The organism is Povalibacter sp. (assembly GCF_036735925.1).
Lineage (GTDB): Bacteria > Pseudomonadota > Gammaproteobacteria > Steroidobacterales > Steroidobacteraceae > Steroidobacter.
In genome coordinates this window covers 1-20,554 of sequence record NZ_DAINNK010000020.1, presented here as the reverse complement: position 1 = coordinate 20,554, position 20,554 = coordinate 1, and the positions used below count along the sequence as shown (strand labels likewise).

19 protein-coding genes and 2 pseudogenes are annotated in these 20,554 nt (G+C 63.8%); 12 read left to right on the top strand and 9 right to left on the bottom strand.

Annotated features, from left to right (window positions below; translation table 11 throughout):
- Positions 1 to 113 precede the first annotated feature (113 nt).
- The gene (locus tag V7D81_RS08490) at positions 114 to 716 is read left to right on the top strand and encodes a hypothetical protein (RefSeq protein WP_324315725.1); all 603 of its coding nucleotides are present in this window, start codon (positions 114 to 116) and stop codon (positions 714 to 716) included.
- A 91-nt stretch (positions 717 to 807) separates the two neighbouring features.
- Positions 808 to 1,083: a hypothetical protein gene (locus tag V7D81_RS08485; RefSeq protein ID WP_324315723.1), complete on the top strand. Its 276-nt coding sequence runs from the start codon at positions 808 to 810 to the stop codon at positions 1,081 to 1,083.
- 10 nt (positions 1,084 to 1,093) lie between these two features.
- Here V7D81_RS08485 and V7D81_RS08480 read toward each other — a convergent pair whose 3' ends face one another.
- Entirely contained in the window at positions 1,094 to 1,462 is a 369-nt protein-coding gene (locus V7D81_RS08480; protein ID WP_324315721.1) for a YbaN family protein, read from the bottom strand.
- 126 nt (positions 1,463 to 1,588) lie between these two features.
- On the opposite strand from V7D81_RS08480, the gene V7D81_RS08475 reads away from it, so the two are divergent.
- The 3 genes and pseudogenes from V7D81_RS08475 to V7D81_RS23215 all read left to right on the top strand — a co-directional run.
- A complete protein-coding gene (locus V7D81_RS08475) occupies positions 1,589 to 5,101 on the top strand; it encodes an ELWxxDGT repeat protein (RefSeq protein ID WP_324315720.1) in 3,513 nt (1,170 codons plus the stop codon).
- A gap of 212 nt (positions 5,102 to 5,313) precedes the next feature.
- The gene (locus tag V7D81_RS08470) at positions 5,314 to 7,209 is read left to right on the top strand and encodes a winged helix-turn-helix domain-containing protein (RefSeq protein ID WP_324315718.1); all 1,896 of its coding nucleotides are present in this window, start codon (positions 5,314 to 5,316) and stop codon (positions 7,207 to 7,209) included.
- Between the two features lie 4 nt (positions 7,210 to 7,213).
- A pseudogene (locus tag V7D81_RS23215) lies at positions 7,214 to 7,303 on the top strand (AzlC family ABC transporter permease); the annotation flags it as partial.
- Here the strand turns inward: V7D81_RS23215 and V7D81_RS08465 are convergent.
- From V7D81_RS08465 to V7D81_RS08455, 3 genes are read right to left on the bottom strand one after another with little or no spacing between them, the layout of a single operon-like run.
- Positions 7,276 to 8,061 (bottom strand): FTR1 family protein, encoded by a 786-nt coding sequence (locus tag V7D81_RS08465; RefSeq protein ID WP_324315717.1) that lies wholly within the window; start codon positions 8,059 to 8,061, stop codon positions 7,276 to 7,278. The pseudogene V7D81_RS23215 and the gene V7D81_RS08465 overlap by 28 nt on opposite strands.
- Positions 8,062 to 8,082: 21 nt before the next feature.
- Positions 8,083 to 9,318, bottom strand: coding sequence for an NnrS family protein (locus tag V7D81_RS08460; protein WP_324315716.1), 1,236 nt, complete (start codon positions 9,316 to 9,318; stop codon positions 8,083 to 8,085).
- A 44-nt stretch (positions 9,319 to 9,362) separates the two neighbouring features.
- Entirely contained in the window at positions 9,363 to 9,737 is a 375-nt protein-coding gene (locus V7D81_RS08455; protein ID WP_324315715.1) for a hypothetical protein, read from the bottom strand.
- A gap of 189 nt (positions 9,738 to 9,926) precedes the next feature.
- On the opposite strand from V7D81_RS08455, the gene azu reads away from it, so the two are divergent.
- On the top strand, positions 9,927 to 10,391 hold the full coding sequence (gene azu / locus V7D81_RS08450) for an azurin (protein WP_349257634.1): 465 nt from the start codon (positions 9,927 to 9,929) through the stop codon (positions 10,389 to 10,391).
- An 11-nt stretch (positions 10,392 to 10,402) separates the two neighbouring features.
- Here the strand turns inward: azu and V7D81_RS08445 are convergent, their stop codons facing one another.
- Entirely contained in the window at positions 10,403 to 10,867 is a 465-nt protein-coding gene (locus V7D81_RS08445) for a nitroreductase family deazaflavin-dependent oxidoreductase (protein WP_324315713.1), read from the bottom strand.
- A gap of 77 nt (positions 10,868 to 10,944) precedes the next feature.
- Positions 10,945 to 11,865, bottom strand: a complete 921-nt coding sequence (locus V7D81_RS08440; protein ID WP_324315712.1) for a hypothetical protein — start codon at positions 11,863 to 11,865, stop codon at positions 10,945 to 10,947.
- Between the two features lie 274 nt (positions 11,866 to 12,139).
- Here V7D81_RS08440 and V7D81_RS08435 point away from each other — a divergent pair, with 274 nt between their 5' ends.
- From V7D81_RS08435 to V7D81_RS08420, 4 genes are all read left to right on the top strand, one after another.
- Positions 12,140 to 12,577, top strand: coding sequence for a CopD family copper resistance protein (locus V7D81_RS08435; protein ID WP_324315711.1), 438 nt, complete (start codon positions 12,140 to 12,142; stop codon positions 12,575 to 12,577).
- A gap of 184 nt (positions 12,578 to 12,761) precedes the next feature.
- Positions 12,762 to 13,589: a hypothetical protein gene (locus V7D81_RS08430; protein ID WP_324315710.1), complete on the top strand. Its 828-nt coding sequence runs from the start codon at positions 12,762 to 12,764 to the stop codon at positions 13,587 to 13,589.
- Positions 13,590 to 13,665: 76 nt separating this feature from the next.
- On the top strand, positions 13,666 to 13,839 hold the full coding sequence (locus tag V7D81_RS08425) for a hypothetical protein (RefSeq protein WP_324315709.1): 174 nt from the start codon (positions 13,666 to 13,668) through the stop codon (positions 13,837 to 13,839).
- A 150-nt stretch (positions 13,840 to 13,989) separates the two neighbouring features.
- Entirely contained in the window at positions 13,990 to 15,153 is a 1,164-nt protein-coding gene (locus tag V7D81_RS08420; RefSeq protein WP_324315708.1) for an amidohydrolase family protein, read from the top strand.
- A 24-nt stretch (positions 15,154 to 15,177) separates the two neighbouring features.
- Here V7D81_RS08420 and V7D81_RS08415 read toward each other — a convergent pair whose 3' ends face one another.
- The 3 genes from V7D81_RS08415 to V7D81_RS08405 all read right to left on the bottom strand — a co-directional run bounded on the left by V7D81_RS08415 (position 15,178) and on the right by V7D81_RS08405 (position 18,585).
- The gene (locus V7D81_RS08415; RefSeq protein WP_324315707.1) at positions 15,178 to 16,035 is read right to left on the bottom strand and encodes a LysR family transcriptional regulator; all 858 of its coding nucleotides are present in this window, start codon (positions 16,033 to 16,035) and stop codon (positions 15,178 to 15,180) included.
- A gap of 81 nt (positions 16,036 to 16,116) precedes the next feature.
- On the bottom strand, positions 16,117 to 16,338 hold the full coding sequence (locus V7D81_RS08410) for a hypothetical protein (protein ID WP_324315706.1): 222 nt from the start codon (positions 16,336 to 16,338) through the stop codon (positions 16,117 to 16,119).
- 159 nt (positions 16,339 to 16,497) lie between these two features.
- The gene (locus V7D81_RS08405) at positions 16,498 to 18,585 is read right to left on the bottom strand and encodes an alginate lyase family protein (protein ID WP_324315705.1); all 2,088 of its coding nucleotides are present in this window, start codon (positions 18,583 to 18,585) and stop codon (positions 16,498 to 16,500) included.
- Positions 18,586 to 18,676: 91 nt separating this feature from the next.
- On the opposite strand from V7D81_RS08405, the pseudogene V7D81_RS08400 reads away from it, so the two are divergent.
- Together V7D81_RS08400 and V7D81_RS08395 are read left to right on the top strand one after the other, a co-directional pair.
- Positions 18,677 to 18,955 (top strand): annotated as a pseudogene (locus tag V7D81_RS08400) (DUF1345 domain-containing protein).
- Positions 18,956 to 19,119: 164 nt separating this feature from the next.
- Positions 19,120 to 20,554 (top strand): TonB-dependent siderophore receptor (locus V7D81_RS08395; RefSeq protein WP_324315704.1); only part of this gene is annotated, 1,435 nt, incomplete at its 3' end.

Genomic DNA, 20,554 nt, shown 5'->3' with positions numbered 1-20,554 from the left:
TGCCGAATCGATGCCCGGTTTCCGGATCGGTGGCGAGGCTGATGCGTACAAGTCATTTCGGGGATTCATGCATGCGAAATTTTCCGCTCCTGACTCTGCTGCTCCTTCTCTGCATGGCCCTGCTGTCGGGCTGTGCATCGGCGCCGGCGTATACGAGCACCTGGAAATCACCCGAAGCGACGCCGTTGGGATTCAAGGGCCAGAAGGTCGTGGCCGCCGTCATTGTCAAAGACGATGACCAGCGCCGCCTCGCAGAGAACAGGCTGGCGCAGCAGATCGCCGCCTACGGCGCGGAGGGACGAACCATGCACTCGCTGCTGCCCGGAGCGGCTCCCGGCAACGAAGCAGCGATTCGCACGGCGCTGGAAGCCGCCGGTGTGAAGGGACTGATCGTGCTGCAACCGATCTATATCGACCGGGATGTCCGCGTAACGCCCGCCTACGAGGGGGGCGGCAGTGCAAGCCTCTGGGGCAGCAACTACGGTTCCGGCTTTGCGTTGTCGTACTCCTCGCCCCGCGAGGCCTCGGTGAGCGAAAAGACCGTCGTGTATCTCGAAACGCGCGTGTACTCGCTCGACCAGAACAGGCTGGTCTGGGCCGGCCAGAGCAAGTCCACCAACCCGGAGACGCTGACCGAGCTGATCGAAGGGATCAGCGCAGCCACGGTATCCGAACTCGAGAAAGCGGGATTGGTCAGGCAGCAGGCATCACCGTGAGGAGGGAACGACGGTGAGACCGCAGAACGCTGACTGGGCAACTGCCTGCGGGAAAGGCGCTCCTGTGCTCATGTGGCCGGGGTATGCACCAATGGCTTTTCAGTATCCGCTTTCCGGACTTGGCTGGTCCGCGCTCTTTTCTCAACAGCTCGCGCTCGAAGACCTGGGATCTGCGCATCCGGCGCGGGTGGCCTGGGTGATCGATACGCCCGGCATGCGCGAACTCAAGGTGGGCGCGATCGACGAGGGACTGCGTTCGACCTACACCGACATCGAACGACTGGCGGAGCAGTGTCGATTCCGGGATTGCGATCATCGGCGTGCCGCCGGTTGTGCGATTGTCGCCGCAGATCGCGGCCGGGAATAGATGACGAAGCCTAGATCTCGGGCTGGCGCCACAGCCACAGCGCCACGACCAGCATCAGCAGCGGTGCGCCGACTCGCAGCCACAGCGGCGCCGGCGCGAACTGCAGGCCGATCGCGCTGACGGCCATCATCGATGTCGAGGCCATTTTTGCCTTGCGCGGAATGACGCCGCGTTCACGCCACACGCGGATGTGTGGACCATACGTCGAATGAGCAAGCAGTCGCTGTTCCAGCACCGGCCATCCCTTGCCGCCCGCCCACGCTGCCAGAATGAGGAAAGGAACCGTCGGCAGAACCGGAATGGCGACGCCGATGATGCCGAGCCCGAGCGCAAGCAGTGCGGTGAGGCGCCAGAGCAGGATCTGGGTCGAGCGGAGCATGCGGCATTCTACTGCTCGAGCCGCTGCGAGAATCCCTGAACGATCGCAAGTGCAGGGATGCTGTCGGTTTGCTGCATTCTCACGCTATAGTCGATCTGCGTTCTAATAACGGCTCCGGATCATCGGTTGCAGTTCGCCGATGCCAGAAGGAGCGTGCCAAGGAAAGCGCTCATGTCTCAAGCACGGTTCTCTGTGTATGCCGCTCTGATTGCCGGTCCGCTGTGTGTAACAGCTGGCGCGGCCGAGATGGTCCGCGACATCAACACGGTTTCGATAACTGCCAGCAATTCCTCCAGTGCGCCTCTCGACATCGGGTCGGTCGCCGTATTTGCATTGGACGATGGCATCCACGGCCTCGAATTGTGGGCGTCGGATGGGACGGCTGCCGGTACGACGCTCGTGCGAGACATCAATCCCGGTGCAGCGTCGTCGGGCGTGGAATCACTCACGGCGATTGGCAACGTAGCCTATTTCTGGGCCGACGATGGCACGAACGGCAGAGAACTCTGGCGCTCTGACGGAACGAAGGCAGGCACATTCATCGTGGCGAATATCGGCCCTGGCGCTGCCGACTTTGGCGGCTGGTACGTCATCAGCCGGCCGATTCACACGATGAACGATATTCTCTATTTTCAGGCTGACGATGGTCAGACGGGTGGAGAGCTGTGGCGATCCGACGGCACCAGAGCCGGGACATATCGGCTGTCCGACATCCGCCCGGGATCTGCCGGTTCCGCCCCGGAGCGTTTCGTCTTGGCAGGTCCGAGATTGTTCTTCACCGCTGACGATGGCGTGCATGGACGCGAACTCTGGAGTACCGATGGGACGCCGGCCGGTACGTCGTTGGTGTTCGATGTCGCTCCAGGAGCTTCTGACGGGTCTGACTCGTATGACGTCGCCGTCGTCGGCGACTCTCTTTTTTTCATGGGCACCAATCCGGCATATGGCAGCGAACCGTGGCGTGTGTCCGTCACGGGTACCGGGGCTGCGATGGTCGCCGATATCAACACGGTGCGGAATCCTCCGGTTCCTGCGCGTACCCTGGGGTCGGAGCCGGCCTATTTCACACCGGTTGGCGACGGCGTCGTCTTCACTGCGCTGACGCCGGTATATAACGCGACGCGCACAGATTACGTTCTGGTCTGTCGCCTTTACTACGTTGACGCCGCAGGCTCCTCGATCACGGTGCTTGTCGACTCGATGCCTTCGGTCGCGATATATCCGTTTCTCACAGTCGGGCGCCAATTGCTGTTTCGCATGGCAATCGATTCCTATTCAGAACTGTGGGTGACCGACGGGACGAGCGCCGGAACCCACCCGTTGCGCCCGGGCGGGCAGAGCCTGACGCCAGCGGCGACCACGTCTGCGACGGTCGTCGATGGCGATACCGCCTATTTCTATGCGTCCACCGGCGGCCCCGGCTCGCCACAAAGCATCTGGCGTACCGATGGCACCGCTGCAGGGACGCGCGAGTATGCAGCACTACCCCAGCCAGCCATTGCCGCGGAACTGGTGAAGCTGAACTCAAGGCTCTATTTCCCTGCCGGGCACTTTTCCGACAGCGCCGGCGGCGAACTATGGACCACCGACGGCACATCCGCCGGTACACAGCGGGTCGCCGATATTCATCCGGGGCCGGGCAGTTCATCCGTGCGGGATCTGGCCGTTGCGCGTGGCCGTTTGTTCTTTCGTGCGGATGATGGGGTTACGGGACTGGAGCTGTGGGTTTCCGATGGTTCGGCAGCGGGAACGATCAGTCTGGGTGATCTGAATCGTTCCCTTCGAACTGCGAGTTCAAAACCTTATGCACTGACTCCCGCGGCGGGTGGCTTGCTGTTCGTGGCTGATGATGGCGTGAGCGGTGCGGAGGTGTGGACGACGGATGGAACGTCCGCCGGTACTCACGAAGTGTTCGATATCGCACCCGGTGCGAGTACCTCCATGCCCGGGCCATTCCTGCGACTGGGCGACTTCGTGCTCTTCCAGGCCAATGACGGATCTTCCGGGCGCGAGCTGTGGCGTTCCGACGGGACTGGCTCGGGAACAGTGCGAGTTGCGGACATCGCTCCCGGTTCCGCGCATGGCAGTCCGTTCACGTACGGGGACGGGGCGGTACTGGATGGTGTCGCGTACTTCGCCGCGAACGACGGAACACACGGCACCGAGCTCTGGCGGTCGGACGGTACCGCGGCAGGCACGCGGATGCTGGCCGAGCTGACGGCAGGGCCGGACAGTTCGATCATCCTCATGATGGGAACGCTCGCCGACAAGGTGATCTTCCGCATGCAGAACGGCGAACGCGGCCGGCTCTGGGCTACGGATGGAACCGCGCAGGGAACGGTCGAGTTGCGCTCGGATCTCGAGGTGACAGCGTCCCTCGGCGACCGGGCTGTCGTCGGCGATTACCTTTATTTCGCCGGCAACGATGATGCTACAGAGAAGAGTGGGCTCTGGCGCACGGATGGAACGAGTGGCGGTACTCAGCCCGTGACGACGCAGGATTTGATGGTGTATCAGCTGCGTGCGTCAGGCACCACGTTCATATTCAGCGGCTGTGACAGCAGCTCCTGCGCGCTGTATGGCAGCGATGGAACCGATGCTGGAACACGCAAGATTCTGGATAGATCGCTCGCGTCCGATACCGTTGGCGATGGTTCTCGATTGTTCTTCATCTTCTCGGTTGCCGGTAAGCCGAAGGTGTTCGTTTCCGACGGCACGCCGAACGGCACGAAGGAGTTTCTGCCCGCTCAGGTCGACCTTGGGGGTGATCCCGTCTCGCTCGGCTGGCTCGACGGCAGACTGTTCATCACAGTTCGCGATGCCGAACGCGGTCCAGTGATCTGGCGTTCTGACGGTACCGCAGCAGGAACCCTGCTGTTTGCCGATATCGACCCGGGTACGGTCGTAGACGATTCGCCGCGGCAATACACGACCGTGGGATCCCGGATGTTCTTTACCGCCGGTCATGTCGACTCAGGTACCGAGCTGTACGTGATTGAAACCGGACGTCCATATGCCAATGCCGACCGGGTTCAGGTGCCCTTCGAGGCTGCGACGCGCATGAATGTTCTCGCCAATGACGTGCCGTTCACTGGCAACCTGGTTCGCGATTCTGTCCAGGTGGTGCTGGCTCCCCGTTTCGGCAGCGTCAGCGTCGATGCAGCCAGCGGTGAGATTGTCTATACGCCGACAACAGGCTTCAGCGGTCAGGACTCGCTCGAGTATCGGGTCAGGGACGACGAATCACGCTGGACGAACGTCGTTCCGGTTGCGATCACGGTTACTGCGAAGTCGGGCCAGGGACCGGGCTCCGCGCCGCCACCTCCCGCTACGGGTGGTGACGGCGGTGGCAGCAGTGGTGGTGGCAGTGGTGGCGGAAGCAGCGGCGGTGGAAGCAGCGGCGGTGGAAGCAATGGTGGTACAGGGAGCAGCGGTGGAGGCGGCGCGTTCGATTGGCTTGCGCTGACAATATTCTTCCTCATTGCCACCGCAACAAATCGATGTCGCCTGTTCCGTCTTGCGCTGGATGCGTTGACCAGTTCCGATGCAACGTCTTGCATGGTTCATCCCGCGGACTGCGTAAGTCGCGCTGCCTCGCCCCGAGGCTCTCCGGCCTTGTCGCGTGCATCGCGCCGTTGATGACGTCCCTGCGGGTGATGCTCGCGCCCATGCCGCGAGCACGAGCGTGCTTATCCCGATTCTGTTTACTCATGAGATTCGCGTGCGCCGCACGCTCCGGCATGCTCGGCGGACTGATCTTTCGATAGTGTTTCGATAACGATGCAGCAGGCGAGCCTGCTATCGTTCCGATGCGGCGCGGACCGCAGGAGTGAACAAGAGATCGGCTCAGCATGAAGTACCGGGTAGCCGAATACGTCATCGACACCGCCCGATACCGGATCAGCACGGGAGAGGTGCCGATTGCGGTGGAGCCCAAGGTCTTCGACCTGCTGGTCTACCTGATCCGGCATCGCGACCGCGTTCTTTCCCGGGAAGAGCTGTTCCAGGAAGTCTGGGAGGGACGCGAGGTTTCCGATACGACGCTGAGCAATCACGTCAAGAACGCCCGCAAGATCCTCGGTGACAGCGGCGAGCTGCAGAAGACGATCCAGACGATCCGCGGCCGCGGCTATCAATTCATCGCGCCGGTCAGCGAAATCGCCGATGACGTGGCGAGTCCCCAGGCGAACAAGGCGCTGCCGCCGTCGCCGGCAGCGGAACAAGCCGGCAAACCGGCTGCGCGAGCATGGCGCATGCCGCTGGCCATCGCCGTCGTGGCGCTTCTCGCCGTCGCGCTGTTCGCGTGGGTCCGGTTCGGGCCTGCCGACGCGCCGGCGGATGCTGGTGCGCCCTATGTTCTCGTCGTGCCGTTCGATGTGTCCGCCGACGCGTCTGACACATGGCAACCCTTCGCCGATCAGGTCACGCGGGAAGTGATCCGCAACCTGCGCAAGATTTCCGGACTGAGAGTCGTCCCGACGCCTTCGGCATTCTCGTTCAAGGACGACAAGTCGCACGGGCACATCCGCAGCCAGTTGCCGGAGGTGCAGTACGTTCTCGATGGCGTTGTGAGCATCTCCGGCGGCAATGCGCTGCGCATCACCGCGGAACTGGAGGATCTGAAAGAGGGACGGCTGGTCTGGGACAAGGACTACGAAGGCCGCACCGACGACACGAATCTGTTCGCCATGCAATCGCAGATCGCCGCCGCCGTGTCGGATTCGCTGAAGGTGGCGATCCTCGCCGAGGAGCGGCGCGCCCTGAAGGAATTTCCCACGACCAACCTCAAGGCGTACGAGTTGTACGTGGCCGGCACGCACGAGCTGGAACTGCTCAATCAGGAATCCCTGCCGCGCGCGATCGGCCTGTTCGATCAGGCCATCGCGCTGGACCCGAATTTCTTCGACGCCTACATCGCCAGAAGCGATGCCTACCGGCAGTTGTTCGTGTACTTCGAGCCGCCGGCCAGCATGATGCCTGCCGTGGTCGATTCGCTCGCGGCAGCGCAGGAACTGCGTCCCGACTCTGCCGAGGTGTGGTCATCGCTCGGTCTCACCTACGTCATGGCTTGGCGCTGGAAAGATGCCTGGATCGCGTTGAACAAGGCGAAGCGCAGCGACCCGAGGCTGGCGCAGACCGAACTCGGTTTTGCGCTCTACTACTCCGGCCTGGGCGATGCAGAGAAAGTGAAACACGCGCTGGCCGCCGCCAACCGGCTCGATCCGCTCAACGCGGAAATGGCGGACTGGGGCAACTGGGCGCTGTTCATGGTGGGGGAAAGTGCGGCGGCCCGGGCCTGGGTGGAGGAGAAAATCAGGCAGCACCCGGACATCGGCGTGCTCTATTCGGGCGCGGGTGTTGGCGCCTACATCGCCGGCGATCTGGAACGGGCGGTGGCGCTGGCGGAGCGCGGTGCGCAGATGGATGGTTCGCCCGTTGCGCTGATCATGCTGGCCCAGGCGTACGGTCATGCGGGGCAGAAGGAGAAGGTGCTGCCGCTGCTCGCCAAGGCTGCCAGCGCCGGTACCTATACCTGTCCTTACGAGTCGGCGGCAGCCTATCTGAGCATCGACGACAGCGAGCGCGCGATCGCGCTGCTGAACGAGGCCGTCGAGAAGCGCTCGAACTGCCTGATCTTTCTGCGCAACGATCCGCGACTGGCCGTTTTGCGAACGGATCCTCGCTACGCAGTGCTGCTCGCGCGTGTTGGACTCGACGATGCGGCACTGGCGTCGTACAGGCGCTGAGTGCATGTCACTTCGTGAATCGCCTGCATTCCGCGTCGGCCTGTCGATTGCGGTCGCAACGGGTCTCTACGGCGTTTCCTTCGGCGCGCGCAGCTCGGGCTGCGCCTGTGCAGACCGCAGCGACGTCCAGGCGAGCCACGCCAGCGGCAGCAGCACCAGCGCATAGGTCAGCCACTGGCCATAGGGACCTTCCGGACCGTACGGCTCGGTCGTGAGATGCCAGTAGCCGTTGTCGATCGGCAGCAGTCCCGATTCGGTCAGTTCGTGGAAGCTGTACACCAGCAATTGCACGACGAAGAGCAGCAGGAAGACGGCCGTGACCTGCAGGAAGCGTCCGAGATCGACGCGATGACCGAAGCGGCCCCACAGCACGGCGAGCGTCGCCGCGCCCAATAGTCCGAGCAGCGCACCGAAGAAGAACGGCCGCATGGACGTTTGCACGTACGTCGAACTAAGCAGCAGTGCAGCTTCCATTCCTTCGCGCGTGATCATCAGCACGGTGAAGGCGAAGATGCCGAGCGCCGCCCAGTTCCCGGGGCGCACCGCGGCTTCCTCGATGCGGTTCTCGATGTCGCGTCGCAGGTGCTTTGACGTGCGCAGCACCTGCCCCGTGAAGGTCGCGACGAGGATCGCCGTCACGAGCGCGAGCACGCCTTCCCACAACGGCTGGTTGTCCGCGCGTGCGAACCACAGCGACGCGAGATAGCTGGCGAGGAGCGCCACGACGACTCCGGCATGGACGGCCGGGCTCAGCGATGCGCGTCCGGTCTTGCGCAGATAGGTCAGGGTGATGGCCACGATCAGAAAGGCTTCGATGCCTTCGCGCAGCGTGATCATGAATGCGGTGAACATGGAGGTGCATCCTTCCGGCAGTCAGCCCGGTTTGCCGTCGGCTCGCGCGCACCACAGGATCGGCGCATACACCGCGAGATAGAGTGCGAATGCCATCGCCCAGAGCGCGCCCGCGACGAGAACGGTATCGAAGTAGTCGGCGATGGCCGGCGCCCACACGCGCACCGCAACGGCCGCGGTGAGGACGACGTACGACAGTGCGGTCGTGCGGCTGACGACGAGAGGCCGTCCCGTATGACCGAGCGAGGCGCGCGTCATCACTGCGAGAATCATCGTGCCGAAGGTGCCGAGCGTGAGGGCATGCAGCCACTGCGCACTCCACGGCATGCCGGTGAGCACCCACACGGCCTTGAGGGCGAGACCGACCGGCATCCAGGCATAGCCCACGTGCAGTACCCACAGGATCGGCTCGCGCCAGATTCGCCGCACGCGCCATCCAGACAATCGCAGCGCGTGCGCACCGGCGGCGATGGCTGCGAGCACGCCAGCCAGGTGCGAATCCGGCCAGCCGACATCGACGATGGCGATGGCCACCATGATCGCGATGACGAGCGGATCGAGCCACGGACGCACGACGATCTGTATCGTCTCGCCGCGCCGGCGCAGCGCATTCGCCGTGAAGGCAGGAACGATGCGGCCGCCGATGACGGTCACGAGAATCAGGATGACGTCAATGGCGAGCCGCAGCGCGCGCTGCGCGAGCAGTGCATCCGTCGAGCGCATCGCGACGATGAACGCCACGTCGGCCAGCCACAGCACGCCGATGACGGCGAGCAGGGGCGTGTTGCGGTTGCCGCCTCGCACGAGCGGCGGCGCGAGCAGGGCAGCGAGCGCGGGAAGAAATGCAAGTTCGGCGACGCCGACCAGCCATGTCGGCAGCCAGGCCGCGGTGACCATCGCACCGCGCCCGGCAAGCCACACCGCGACGAGCAGGATCAGCGGCCTGCCGCCGAAGCCGCGCGATCCGGTCCAGCTCGGCACCGCGGTGAGCAGGAATCCTGCAATCGCTGCGACGATGAATCCGTACAGCATCTCGTGGCCGTGCCACAGGTGCGGTGGCAGGCCGGGCAGCACAGCCACGCCGTGCGAATACACCCACAGCCACAGCGGAACCGCAGTGAGCGCATAGAGCCCGGCCAGCAGGAAGAACGGACGGAATCCATACTCGAACAGGGCGAAGCCGCGCGTTCGTGAGGAATCCGCTGCAAAGCCGGCGGTGTCTGCCTGCCCCGGCGGCGGGGACTGAGTGATCGTCATGGCGCCAGTGTGCGGTCCGGCCGCTGGCGGCGCCCTGACCTGGATCAGTTGCCCTTGCAGTTCGAGGGTGCGCAGATCTCGGTGCCGAGTCCGCAACCGCAGCCGGAATGGTTCTGCGAGATCGGTTCGAGCCGCGCCAGCGCCTGGTGGAAGATCTCCTCGAGCGCGCGGGTCAGGGCGTCATCCGATGCCTGTGCCGGCGCTCGCGCCATCAGCTGCAGGGTTTCGCCGAAGACCTGCAATGTCAGTTTCACGGCGAAGTCCGGCTGTCGCGACGACTGCGCCGGCGCAGGCTCGATGGCGATCGAACAGGACGTGATCGATGCACAGTAGCGGCCGAGCCGATTCGTGAAATCGAACACATGCTGTTCGAGGTCCGGAAAGCAATTCGTTTCTGGCAGGAGAATGGCGACGCGCATGAGGCGGCGAGTGTGCGGACCGTCGCGCCGGAATCCATCCGGGATTCCTCGGGTGGGATTTCGGTGTCGCCGCGAGCGGTGCGTCGATGGATGTCAGCGGCAGTGCCTAGTCGCTTGCGGGAAGCAGCGGATACCTGCAACCGCACAACAATGCTAGCTTCCGCGCTCTCCTTATCTTTCAGAGGTGACATGATGATTGCATCGAAGACCCTGCTCGGCGGACTGATGTTGGTGGCGCTCGGCCTCGGAGCCGGCGTCGCATCCGCCAAGACCTGCGACGTGAGCATCGAGGGCAACGACGCGATGAAGTTCAACCTCGATCGCATCGCGCTGGCCGCGGATTGCACCGAGGTCCAGCTGACGCTCAAGCACACGGGCAAGCTGCCCGCGGCGGCCATGGGACACAACTGGGTGCTGACGGAAACCTCCGCATTCCAGCCGGTCGCGACTGCAGGCACGGCTGCCGGTGCAGCGGCAGGCTACCTGCCCAAGGACGACGCCCGGGTCATTGCCAGCACGAAGCTCATCGGCGGCGGTGAATCGACGAGCGTGCGCTTTCCGACTTCGAAGCTGAAGAAGGGCGGCGACTACACCTTCTTCTGTTCCTTCCCGGGTCACTGGACCGTGATGAAGGGCAAGCTGACGTTCGGCTGACGGACGTCACTTCATCGCTTTCGCTCGAGCACCACCACCGGAATCTCGCGATCGGTCCGTTGCTGGTAGCTGGGGTAGGGCGGATAGATGGCCGACATCATTTTCCACAGCCGTTCGCGTTCTTCGCCGGTGGCGGTGCGCGCGACGGCGGGAAATCTGTCTGCGATCACCTGCACGCCGACCTGCGGGTTGTCGTGCAGGTTCAGGTACCAGGCCGGGTGCTGCGGTGCGCCGCCCTTCGAGGCAACGATGACGTAGCGATCGCCGTCCTTGCCGTAAATGAGCGGCATGGTCAGTTGCCGGCCCGACTTGCGGCCGGTCGTGGTGAGCAGGAGCGTCGGCGTATCGGCATATCCGCCGACGGCGGTGCCATCCCACAGATGGCCCTTCTCCGGAGACTCTGCGTAGCGACGCAGGTGGTCGACGATCCATTTCGGTAATTCTTGCTTGTCGGTTGCGGACTGGTTCGTGCTCATCGCTGTCTCCTCATCTCTTCATCATGCCGGGCTGCAGCTTACCGGGCTTTCAACGCTGCGACATCGGGACAACCCGTTCACGTCGTGAGGCGGCCCATGCCGTCTGGCCACAGCCGCGTGTACGGCGTGATGGCGCGATAGACGGCCGTGCTGTCGATCTGGCGATTGTCGCGGCCGACGAACTTGATCAGTCCGCCCGCGCGGCCCAGGCGCGCCTTGTGATGGTAGCTCTGCGTGATGACCCGCTGATAGAAGAATTCCCACTTGCCCTCGACGCGCCGGCCCATGACGAAGCACAGGGTGTCCGAGACGATGCCCGTGAGCTTGCGGTTCCGGGCCGCCAGCTGCTGTTCGATCGCTGTCTCCTCGCGCGAGATGCCGCCGGCGTCCAGCTTGTAGTCCTCGCGCCCGAGACGCAGCGCGTTCTTCGTCTTCACGCCGGAGTCCTTCAGGACCTGCTGGTACTTGTCTTCGTACTCGCCGGCGTCATCGCAGTTGATGTGACTGACATAGGGTTCACGCGGATCGCCAGTCACCACGAAGGAGCAGCCGTTCATCTGCCCGGTGAAAAACGCGTCGGCGCGCGATTCCTTGCGCAGCTGCATCGTGGCCACGCCGTTCTGGATCCACGGGAGCATCAGACAGAGGAACCAGTGCATGCTGGCCCGGTCGTCGTCCGACAGCCTGTTGGTCGAGGCTGCCGAGGTTCGCACGATCAGCGTCGCCTTCTTCTGCGCTTCATCGACCTGCCACGCCGCATTGTGCGCGAGCGCGCTCACGTGCACCGAAGACTTCGCCTGTTTGAACTTGTGAAAGGACTTCGAGTGCGAGGTTCCCATGAGATGCGACTTGGCGCCCTCGATGGGTTTGAACGTGCTCTGCATCAGTTCCATTTTCCCGATCTTGCCCGCTTCCTCGGGATTGCCGGGCAGGTTGATCGAGTAGCTCTCGAAGAACGCTTTCGGATCGTCGAAAAACATCCTGCGATAGTTGGGCATGGCCGTCGCTCTCCGTTCTTTATGATCCGGCGAGGATAGCAGCGTCGCAGGATGCGCCGGTCGCTGTCGTCGTCTGCGACCGGACGCCGCTCCAGCCACCTGGCCTTCTGTTCTTGCCCCTCCTCCGCTTGCGGGGGAGGGCAGGTGGGGGCCGGGTCGTACATGTGTAGTTGTTGCCTCCCCGGGTTTCCGCCTTCCGCCTGACCTGGATCAGGGGCGCATCGATACGGCTTCGGCATCCTGTGTCCGCCGGAAGCCCTCGTCGACACTGCTCATGCGCTATCCCGTCCTGGTCGTCCTGCATCTGTTCGCCGCGCTGATCTTCGTCGGCGCGGTGTTCTTCGAAGTGCTGATCCTGCGTGGCGCGCGCAAACACGCAAGCGCCGAGGCAATGCGCGAAGTGGAGCGTGCGGTCGGTGCGCGCGCGCGTCGCCTGATGCCGTTCGTATTGCTGGTGCTGTACGGCGCCGGGCTCGGACTCGCCTGGCAATATCGCGCGGTGCTGGCGCATCCGGGCGGCAGCGTGCTGGGCACGCTGCTGACGATCAAGATCGTGCTCGCGCTGAGCGTGCTCGGTCACTTCATTCGCGCCATCACCTGGATGCGCAGCGGCCGGATGACCGCGCGTCGTTCGCTGATCATCCACGTCAGCGTCTTCTGTCACATGATCGCGATCGTGCTGCTGGCGAAGACGATGTTCTACGTCGGGTGAAGAAGCGCTGCGCTGTTCGACAGGCGATTCCCCCGCGGCATCTGCGCCGCTGGTTCGCCACATCCCGGGTTCTTGCATGCTCCGTGGCGAGAACTGTACATTAATACAGTATCGCATCGCAGGCAGGGAGGCCCGCATGTCCAGTCACGATCAGAACTTCAAGAACCTGATCCTCGATTACCCGTTGCAGGCGTTGCAGCTGTTCGCGCCGGAAGAAGCAGCCCATCTGGATGACGCGGTCCGCTTCACGCCCATCCGCCAGGAACAGCTGAAGGACCGGCTCAGCGACCGGTTCTACGAACTCGATATTCCCCTGCTGCTGGAATGGCCGGACGGCCGTCGCGAGGCGCTACTGTTCGTAATCGAGCAGCAGACCGATCCGCGCCAGTTCTCCACCCACAAACTGGCGCGTTACTGCCTGGAGATCGCCGAACTGCTGGCAACGGATCGCGTGGTGCCCGTCGTGATCTTCCTGAAGTCCGTCCGGAACCGCGGCAACCAGCTCGCGTTGGGCAACGAATACTTCCGCTATCTGCAGTTCCGCTACATTCAGGCGGTTCTGCCCGAGATGCCTGCGGAGCAGCATCTGGAAAGCCCGAACCTGGTTGCCCGTCTGAACCTGCCCAACATGCGTTGGCCCGCCGAGCTGAAGCTGGCCATCTACGCCAGCGCCATCCGCGGTTTGAGAAGCCTGGAGCAGAATCCCGACAAGCAGATCAAGTATCTTGAGTTCGTCGACATCTACACCGCCCTGGACAACAATGAGCGCCAGGCGTTCGAGCGACGCTATCCGCAGGAGGAGGACACCATGAGCAGCTACATCGCCACCGCACTGGAAAAAGCCGCGCAGAAGGGAATGCAGGAAGGCATCGAGAAAGGCATCGAGAAAGCCATGCTGGAGATGGCAAACAACCTGCTGGCCCAGGGCCTGCTCGACGATGGGCAGATCGCCTCGGTTTCAGGTTTGCCGCTTGCGCAGATTCAGGCGCTGAGAAGCCAGCAACAGCACTGACCGCGCGCTGTTCAGCCAGGAGGCGCGTCGTTCGCCAGCGATGCCGCGAGTTTCCGATCACGCGAGGAGGACCATCATGACGGCAGCCAGAAAGAAATCGACCCGCAAGAAAGCGACTGCGCCCGCAAAAGTGAGCTGGGCCGACACCATGAAGAAAGCGCTGGACAGCAAGCGCCCGGCGGGCGGCTGGCCGGATCAGGGCAAGCCGCGCGATTCGGCGGTGAAGAAGCTGAGACAGAAGGCGTTCTGACACCGTCCCGAGGCGGGTCCATCAGGCGCCCGGTCCTTCACAGTTCTCCATCGTTCCGGCATGCCGATCGTTGCCATGTCAATTGACAGGATCGGCACTGCGTTCTAGCGTCCTGCGCTCCCCGTGCGTCACTTCATGCAGGATCGCATCATGACCTACGCGACTCATCACCTGTGCTGCGATGCAGACAGTCACATCATGGAAACGGTCGACTGGATCGCGCGGCACGCCGATCCGACGATCCGCGAACGGTTGCCGGAACTCAGTCTGGCCAAGTCGGGGACCAAGAGTTACGACTTCATTCACGACGCCGTCGACAGGCAGCAGCAGCGGGCGCGCAGCGGCGAAACGCCGCGCGACGTCGTGAAGGGCGTGAAGGGCTGGAATGCCTACGGTGCCTTCGATCCGCGCGAACGCAGCCGTGCGCTGGATGACCTGGGTTTTGCCCGGCAGCTCGTGTTCTCCACGTTCTCCGGCAGCCAGTATCTGCAGCACGCGGACATGGATGTGCGCTACGGCGGAATCCGCGCGCACAATCGCGCCATGGCGGAGTTCTGCGGCGGGGACGCGCGACTGATCGCCGTCGGTCAGTTGTCGCTCGCGGATCCGCAACGCTGCGTGGAAGAACTGCGCGAAGGCGCCCGGCTGGGCTGCGGCGCGTTCTGGATCCCTGCCATGCCGGTCGAAGATCGCTCGCCGGGCCATCCCGATTTCGATGCGGTATGGCGGACGTTGAGCGAGCTGAATCTGCCCTTCATGCTCCACGTCGGGCCGAACAGCGCAATCAAGATCGCGGCGTACGAGAACAACGGCAAGCCGCGCCCGAAGGACATCACCGGTGCGGAACAGGGCGAGAACCTGCGCGTGCGCGATTTCATGGTGCTGTCGATCGCTCCGCAGCAGTTCCTCACCGCGCTGGTGTTCGACGGCGTGTTCGAACGGTTCCCGGCGCTGCGCGCGGGCGTGATCGAACTCGGTGCCGGCTGGGTGCCGGAATACCTGCGGACGCTCGATATGAGCCAGAAGATCTTCAAGCGCACGGACGAGTCGGTGGCGTCGCTGCCGATGAAGGCGTCCGACTACATCCGGCGAGCCGTGCGGTTCACGCCCTTCCCGGGAGAGGACGTCGGTCGCATGATTCGCGACGCCGGCGCCGATCTGTTCCTGTTCTCCAGCGACTATCCGCATCCGGAAGGCACGGATGATCCCATCGGGCGTTTCGAGCGCACCTTCGGCGACCTGAGCGAGAGCGATCGCCGGAAGTTCTACGTCGAGAACTTTCAGATGATGATGGATGGAAGATTGTCGGCGTAGCGTCTGCTGTTCGGGCTGGCACGCTCATGCTGCGCCGATTTCCTCTGCTGCAACACGTCGTATGAGATCGAGCGCGAGCGATACCGGTTGCGAGTCCACCTTTGCGGGAAAGCACAGATACGCAGGCAGGCGGAACTCCGGCGCACTGGCGACGCGATGCAAGCGGCCGGCGAGTTCGTGTTCCCGGATCAGTCGCTCGGGGAAATATCCGGCGCCGCCATGCGCCAGGATGTGCTGCAGCCCCAGCCAGCCGATGTTCACGTTCAGCGTGCTGCCGCCGAAGTTCGGAAACGCCAGGCTGTGATGTGCGAGGAATTCCGGGCCCCAGTCGACGTAGACATAGTCGCGATCCGGTTCGCCGCTCGCTTCCGGCTGCGTTGACACCATGATCAGCCGATCTTCCAGCAGCGTCTCGATCGTCAGTCCCGGCCGCGCCTGCGGCGCGTACATCACGCCGATGTGTGCGCGTCCCTCGATCAGCGCCTGCATGAGATCTTCTTCGAAGCCGATGAGCGCGCGTACCGAAACGTCCGGTGCGGACCGGGCGTAGGCCGGCAGCCAGCGCAACAGCAGGTCTTCCCACAGTCCGATGCGGCCGCCGATGGTGAGCGTGTGGCCGAAGTTGCTGACCGTACCGATTTCCTGGCGCGCCTGTTCGACGATGCGGGTCAATGCGCTCGCGTGACGCTGGAACTGCCGGCCGGCAGCGGTCAACGCCGTGCCGGCCTTGTTGCGGACGAAGAGTTCGGCGCCGAGCGTGCTCTCCAGTCGCTGGATTCGAGCGCTCACCGTCGACTGCGTGACGTGCAGCCGCTCCGCGGCATTCACGAAGCTGCCGGTCGCGACCACCACGAGAAAAGTTCGTGCGAGCTCGGTATCCATCGCAGGTGCCGATACTTCGCGCGAATTCCCTTCGCTTGTCAATTCGGCGACGGGCGGCGAGCGCTGCGTGCGCGGATGCCCTCAGCTCATCGCGCCGATCGCAAGCGCACCGAACAGGATGGCAAACGCGACGGTGATCATCCACAGCGGGTTGACGGAGAATCCGTCATCGTCTTGAGTGGCGTCCCGATTCGCTGCTGGCCGGGTGCGAGCGTCGTTCGGGATGACGCCTGTGAGAGGCCGGTTCGGGAGAGAGGGCGAGATCGCTGCTTGCTGTCGACGTGCCGTCGTTGCTGTGCTCATGCTGAACCTCCACGCAGTCCCGACCGATCTCACGCGAGATCGCGTGCGAAGCATGCGTGGACTGCAACGACAAGGTAGGAGTCGTCGGCAGGTGCAGCAAGCGAAGAATATTGGTGCGTGCCATCGGATTTGCCGATGGCATCGGTTCACGAGCGGACGCTACTGCTTTCCTCGCGTCACAGCGCCAAACGCAGCGAAGAACGGAGCCATGCCGTCGCTCATGTCGTCGCAACCCGCGTCTGTGGATTCGCCGAGTAGTGCGTGAACTTCGTCGAGAGCCTCGGCGTGCACCGCATCGGCCGGCACCTGCGCGCAGGCGGCCGCAAGTCGTCGATCGAAGCCATCGGCGTCGTCCGCATGATCCGCCAGCATGCGTCTGTTCAACGCCAGAAAGCGCAACAGCATCGCGATGCTGCGGTGCTGCGAGGCCGTACAGGCCCACAGGTCGATGCCGAGGCGGCAGCCGAGCCACGCGTTGTTGATCAGGCCCTGGGCGAGAAAGAGTCCGTAGTGCAGCGGACGGGTGCGCTGCAATTCGTGGATCGGCACCGCAAATGCGCCGAGTTGCGTCGCGAAGCGCAGCGGCAGATCGGACAGCACGTCTGCCGCGCGGACGTGCCGGCCGACGAACGCCGCCAGCGCCGCGACGACGAGATCGTTCCAGACCGCGATGTTGTTCGGCTCGCGTCCGATGTTGCGTGCATCGACGTCGTCGAGGAAGACCTCGAACCAGCCCTTCAATGCCCGTTGTTCGGCATCGCTCAACAGGCCGGCGCGCGTCGTGAGCGTGATGGCATCCAGCAGCGGCCAGAAGCCGCGAAAGTCGACGATGCCCCAGACGTTGCCCGATTGCATGTTCCGGGGCGTGACCTGCGCGAACCGCATGTGCGGATTCATGCGTGTATCGGGCGCGATGAACCACGTCCGCAACATGCGCGCGGCATGTTCCAGCAGCGTGCGATCGTTGCCGATCGTGCCGGCCAGGGCGGTGACGCAGGCATCGGACACCAGTCGGTCGAGCGCGGCGCGATCGTTGGCGAGACTTGCAACGGTGTCGCGGGTGGCTGCGTCGTTGCGCTCTCCATCGAGGTGCTGCACGACGCCGGCTGCATCGACATGGAAGTACGGCGCAATGCTCAGATAGTCGGCGGGATCGCCGCTGGCGGCGCAGCCCGTCTTGTCGCGCACGCTGGGCAACGGTCGCTGCAGTGCGGCTCTGGCCTGCGCAATGAGCGAGGCTGTGCGCGGGTGACCGACTGCATCTGCGAGCATCGCGTCGTCGTAACAGAGCAGTCGTCCCGGCGGATTGTGTGCGGCGACCAGGCGCGCATCGAGCTGCCGGCACAGTCGCTCGACGCCTTCGAAGCGCGACCGCCAGCGCAGCCGTTCGTTGCCTTCGATGCGTTCCTCGGTCGTCGAGGCCAGACGCGCGACCCACGCGCCTTGCACGAAGCGATTCCGCTCCGGGCTGACGGCGCCGGGTTGCACGTCCCACGAAGCGGTGCGCCACGCGTGCCACGGCCCGGGCACGCCGAGACTTTTCAGCAATGCCGCCTTGTTGAGATTGCCGTAGCGCAGGCTTTCGTCGAAGCGCGCCTGGCTGTCGTCGCGAAAGCCGAGCTGCGGCTCAGTCAGGCTGGCCGAAACCGAACCCGCGCGCAGCAATGCGGTGTTCTCGCGGATGCGCAGCAGCGGGACGACCAGGTGCAGCGCGTTCGCGTCACTCGCGGCAAGCTGGCGAACCTGTGTCCAGGCATCGCGCGTGATGAAGCAGGCCGCGTCCCACGGCAGCGTCCAGCGCGCGATGGCGCGGCCGGTGTCGAGCGCGATGTTGCGCGCTTCGTTCAGGCCGATCGCATACAGGTTCTTGCGACGGTATTTCCATTCGATCGCGAAGCTCGAGGCGTCGAACGCAACATCGCTGTGGTTCGGATCGATGCGTTCGACGCCGGGCGGCAGATCGGAGAGGTCGTTGAAGTGCTGCGCGTAGCGATGCATCTCGAAGGGCAGGCGGATGCATTCGTGTCCGGCGCGACGGATGAGATCGAGGCAGGTTGCTTCGACTTCCGCATCGGCAATGCGGTTGAGCACCCAGTGTTTGCGACAGCCCGGCAGTTCGGGTTCGTGTTCGAGCGTGAAGCGCAGATGCGCCAGCATCTCGTCCGCGCCGTGCCGCGGCGGCAGACTGTTGCCGAGAATGCGGAACAGTGCGAACTCCAGCGGCGTCGTCGATGCGGGCGTGGTCATGGGCGAAGATTGTGGGATGCGCGTACAGCGAACGGCGAATCTATTCTGACCGAAGCAGCAGGCTGCGCGCGATTGCCAGCCGTGGCTGTTCGTGCACACGTCGTTCGCCCTGCACTATGCGCACGAATACTATTCGACGCGCTCCGACCCGAGCGCGCCCTGCCTGCAGTTCCCCGGCGAGAAGTTCCGTCCGGGCTATGCCGACTTCATGTATTTCTCGTTCACGGTCGGCGCGACGGGGTAGACCTCCGACGTCGCGATCGCATCGACCGTCATGCGCCGGCTGATGCTGGTGCACGCGGTGTTTGCGTTTTTCTTCAACACCACGCTGCTGGCGATGGCCGTCAACATCGCGGCCGGCCTGGCCTGAAGCGCAGCGGTTTCGAACGGGAGGTTCCTCCCTCCATCCGGCGTTCCGGTCTTTCCCTCGTCCGGGGGACGGCGAGGTCCAGAACATCGAAATGAGAGTCATTATCAATTACAATCCGCGTCCCTTCGCGCAGGTAATTGATTGACAACAGGAATCGCTCCGAAATGAACACCAGGAAACCCTGGGTCGTGGCCCTGGCCGGCCTGACCCCCTTCGTCTGCATCGCTGCAACCGATGCAGACATCGTGGAAGAAGTCGTCGTGACCGGCAGCTATACGACCCAATCCATGAACAGCGCCACCGGCATCACCATGACCCTGCGCGAAACGCCGCAGAGTGTCACGGTCATCACCGAACAGATGATCGAGGACAAAGGTCTGGTCGACATGGAACAGCTGCTCGACCACGTGCCCGGCGTCAGCAAGGTCGGCGATGCGTCGGAGGACAGCATCATCTACGTGCGCGGCTTCCAGCTCGACACCGGCGTGCAGGTCGACGGCATGATCACCACGCCGGCGAACCTCACGTATTCCGGTTCCATCAGTCAGGGCATCGACCCGGTGATCGCCGAGCGCGTCGAAGTGCTCAAGGGCGCGGCCGGCATCATGAGCGGCCTCGGCGAACCGTCCGCGACCGTCAACATGATCCGCAAGCGTCCGACGAATGACCTGCGGGCGGGCCTGATGCTGAGCGGCGGCAACTGGAACACCTGGCGCGCGGAAGGCGACGTCGCCGGACCGCTGAGCGACGATGGCAGCGTGCGCGGCCGCTTCGTCACCGCGGGCCTCTACAACGAGTCGTTCCTGGATCGTTACGATCGTCGCAAGAACGTGGTCTACGGCATCGTCGACAAGCAGTTCGAGCAGGGCACGAAGCTGTCGCTCGCCGTCGATCGCGTGCAGTCGAAGTGGGCCGGCGTCTACAACTGGAATTCGAATCCTGCCTACTACAGCGACGGTACGCTGATCGATCACGACATCTCGTTCTCCACCGGCCAGCCCTGGTCGTATCGCGAGATGACCGAATGGAGCGTCATGCCCGAAGTCGATCATCGCTTCGACAATGGCTGGCGGGTGCGCAGCGCCTATCGTTATGCCGAAGCGACGATCGACGTGCTGAATGCCACCCTGGGTTCCTACGTCGATCCGCAGACGCTGGAGCTGGTCGATCCCTGGAACACGCCGAATGCGCTGCACTCGGATCGCAAGTCGATCACGCAAAGCTTCAACCTCGTGGCCACCGGCGATTTCGGCCTGTTCGGTCGCGAGCATGACGTCGTCGTCGGCTACAACGCGGCGCGCAACGAATTCACCCTGCTGAGCAGCTACTTCGATGTGTTGCCGGCGACGCTGGATGACGTGGTCGTGCCCGCGCCCGACATGTCGTCGCCGACGAGCGTCTACGGCAACGTCGATACCTCCACGCAGGGCGGCTTCTACGGCACGCTGCGCTTCAGCATCGCCGATCCGCTGAAGGTGATGGCGGGCGGACGGCTCAGTTTCTGGAAGCTCGACTCCGACGATGCCTTCACCGGCGAGCGGATCAGCTCCGCAAAACGCAGCGACGTGTTCACGCCGTATTTCGGCGTCGTCTACGACC

What these genes read in the sequence shown, in the direction of transcription:
- V7D81_RS08490 (WP_324315725.1), top strand. Translation starts at nt 114, where the DNA reads ATGGCCCTGCTGTCGGGCTGTGCATCGGCGCCGGCGTATACGAGCACC.
- V7D81_RS08485 (WP_324315723.1), top strand. Translation starts at nt 808, where the DNA reads ATGGCTTTTCAGTATCCGCTTTCCGGACTTGGCTGGTCCGCGCTCTTT.
- V7D81_RS08480 (WP_324315721.1), bottom strand. Translation starts at nt 1,462, where the DNA reads ATGCTCCGCTCGACCCAGATCCTGCTCTGGCGCCTCACCGCACTGCTT.
- V7D81_RS08470 (WP_324315718.1), top strand. Translation starts at nt 5,314, where the DNA reads ATGAAGTACCGGGTAGCCGAATACGTCATCGACACCGCCCGATACCGG.
- V7D81_RS08465 (WP_324315717.1), bottom strand. Translation starts at nt 8,061, where the DNA reads ATGTTCACCGCATTCATGATCACGCTGCGCGAAGGCATCGAAGCCTTT.
- V7D81_RS08460 (WP_324315716.1), bottom strand. Translation starts at nt 9,318, where the DNA reads ATGACGATCACTCAGTCCCCGCCGCCGGGGCAGGCAGACACCGCCGGC.
- V7D81_RS08455 (WP_324315715.1), bottom strand. Translation starts at nt 9,737, where the DNA reads ATGCGCGTCGCCATTCTCCTGCCAGAAACGAATTGCTTTCCGGACCTC.
- azu (WP_349257634.1), top strand. Translation starts at nt 9,927, where the DNA reads ATGATGATTGCATCGAAGACCCTGCTCGGCGGACTGATGTTGGTGGCG.
- V7D81_RS08445 (WP_324315713.1), bottom strand. Translation starts at nt 10,867, where the DNA reads ATGAGCACGAACCAGTCCGCAACCGACAAGCAAGAATTACCGAAATGG.
- V7D81_RS08440 (WP_324315712.1), bottom strand. Translation starts at nt 11,865, where the DNA reads ATGCCCAACTATCGCAGGATGTTTTTCGACGATCCGAAAGCGTTCTTC.
- V7D81_RS08435 (WP_324315711.1), top strand. Translation starts at nt 12,140, where the DNA reads ATGCGCTATCCCGTCCTGGTCGTCCTGCATCTGTTCGCCGCGCTGATC.
- V7D81_RS08425 (WP_324315709.1), top strand. Translation starts at nt 13,666, where the DNA reads ATGACGGCAGCCAGAAAGAAATCGACCCGCAAGAAAGCGACTGCGCCC.
- V7D81_RS08420 (WP_324315708.1), top strand. Translation starts at nt 13,990, where the DNA reads ATGACCTACGCGACTCATCACCTGTGCTGCGATGCAGACAGTCACATC.
- V7D81_RS08415 (WP_324315707.1), bottom strand. Translation starts at nt 16,035, where the DNA reads ATGGATACCGAGCTCGCACGAACTTTTCTCGTGGTGGTCGCGACCGGC.
- V7D81_RS08410 (WP_324315706.1), bottom strand. Translation starts at nt 16,338, where the DNA reads ATGAGCACAGCAACGACGGCACGTCGACAGCAAGCAGCGATCTCGCCC.
- V7D81_RS08405 (WP_324315705.1), bottom strand. Translation starts at nt 18,585, where the DNA reads ATGACCACGCCCGCATCGACGACGCCGCTGGAGTTCGCACTGTTCCGC.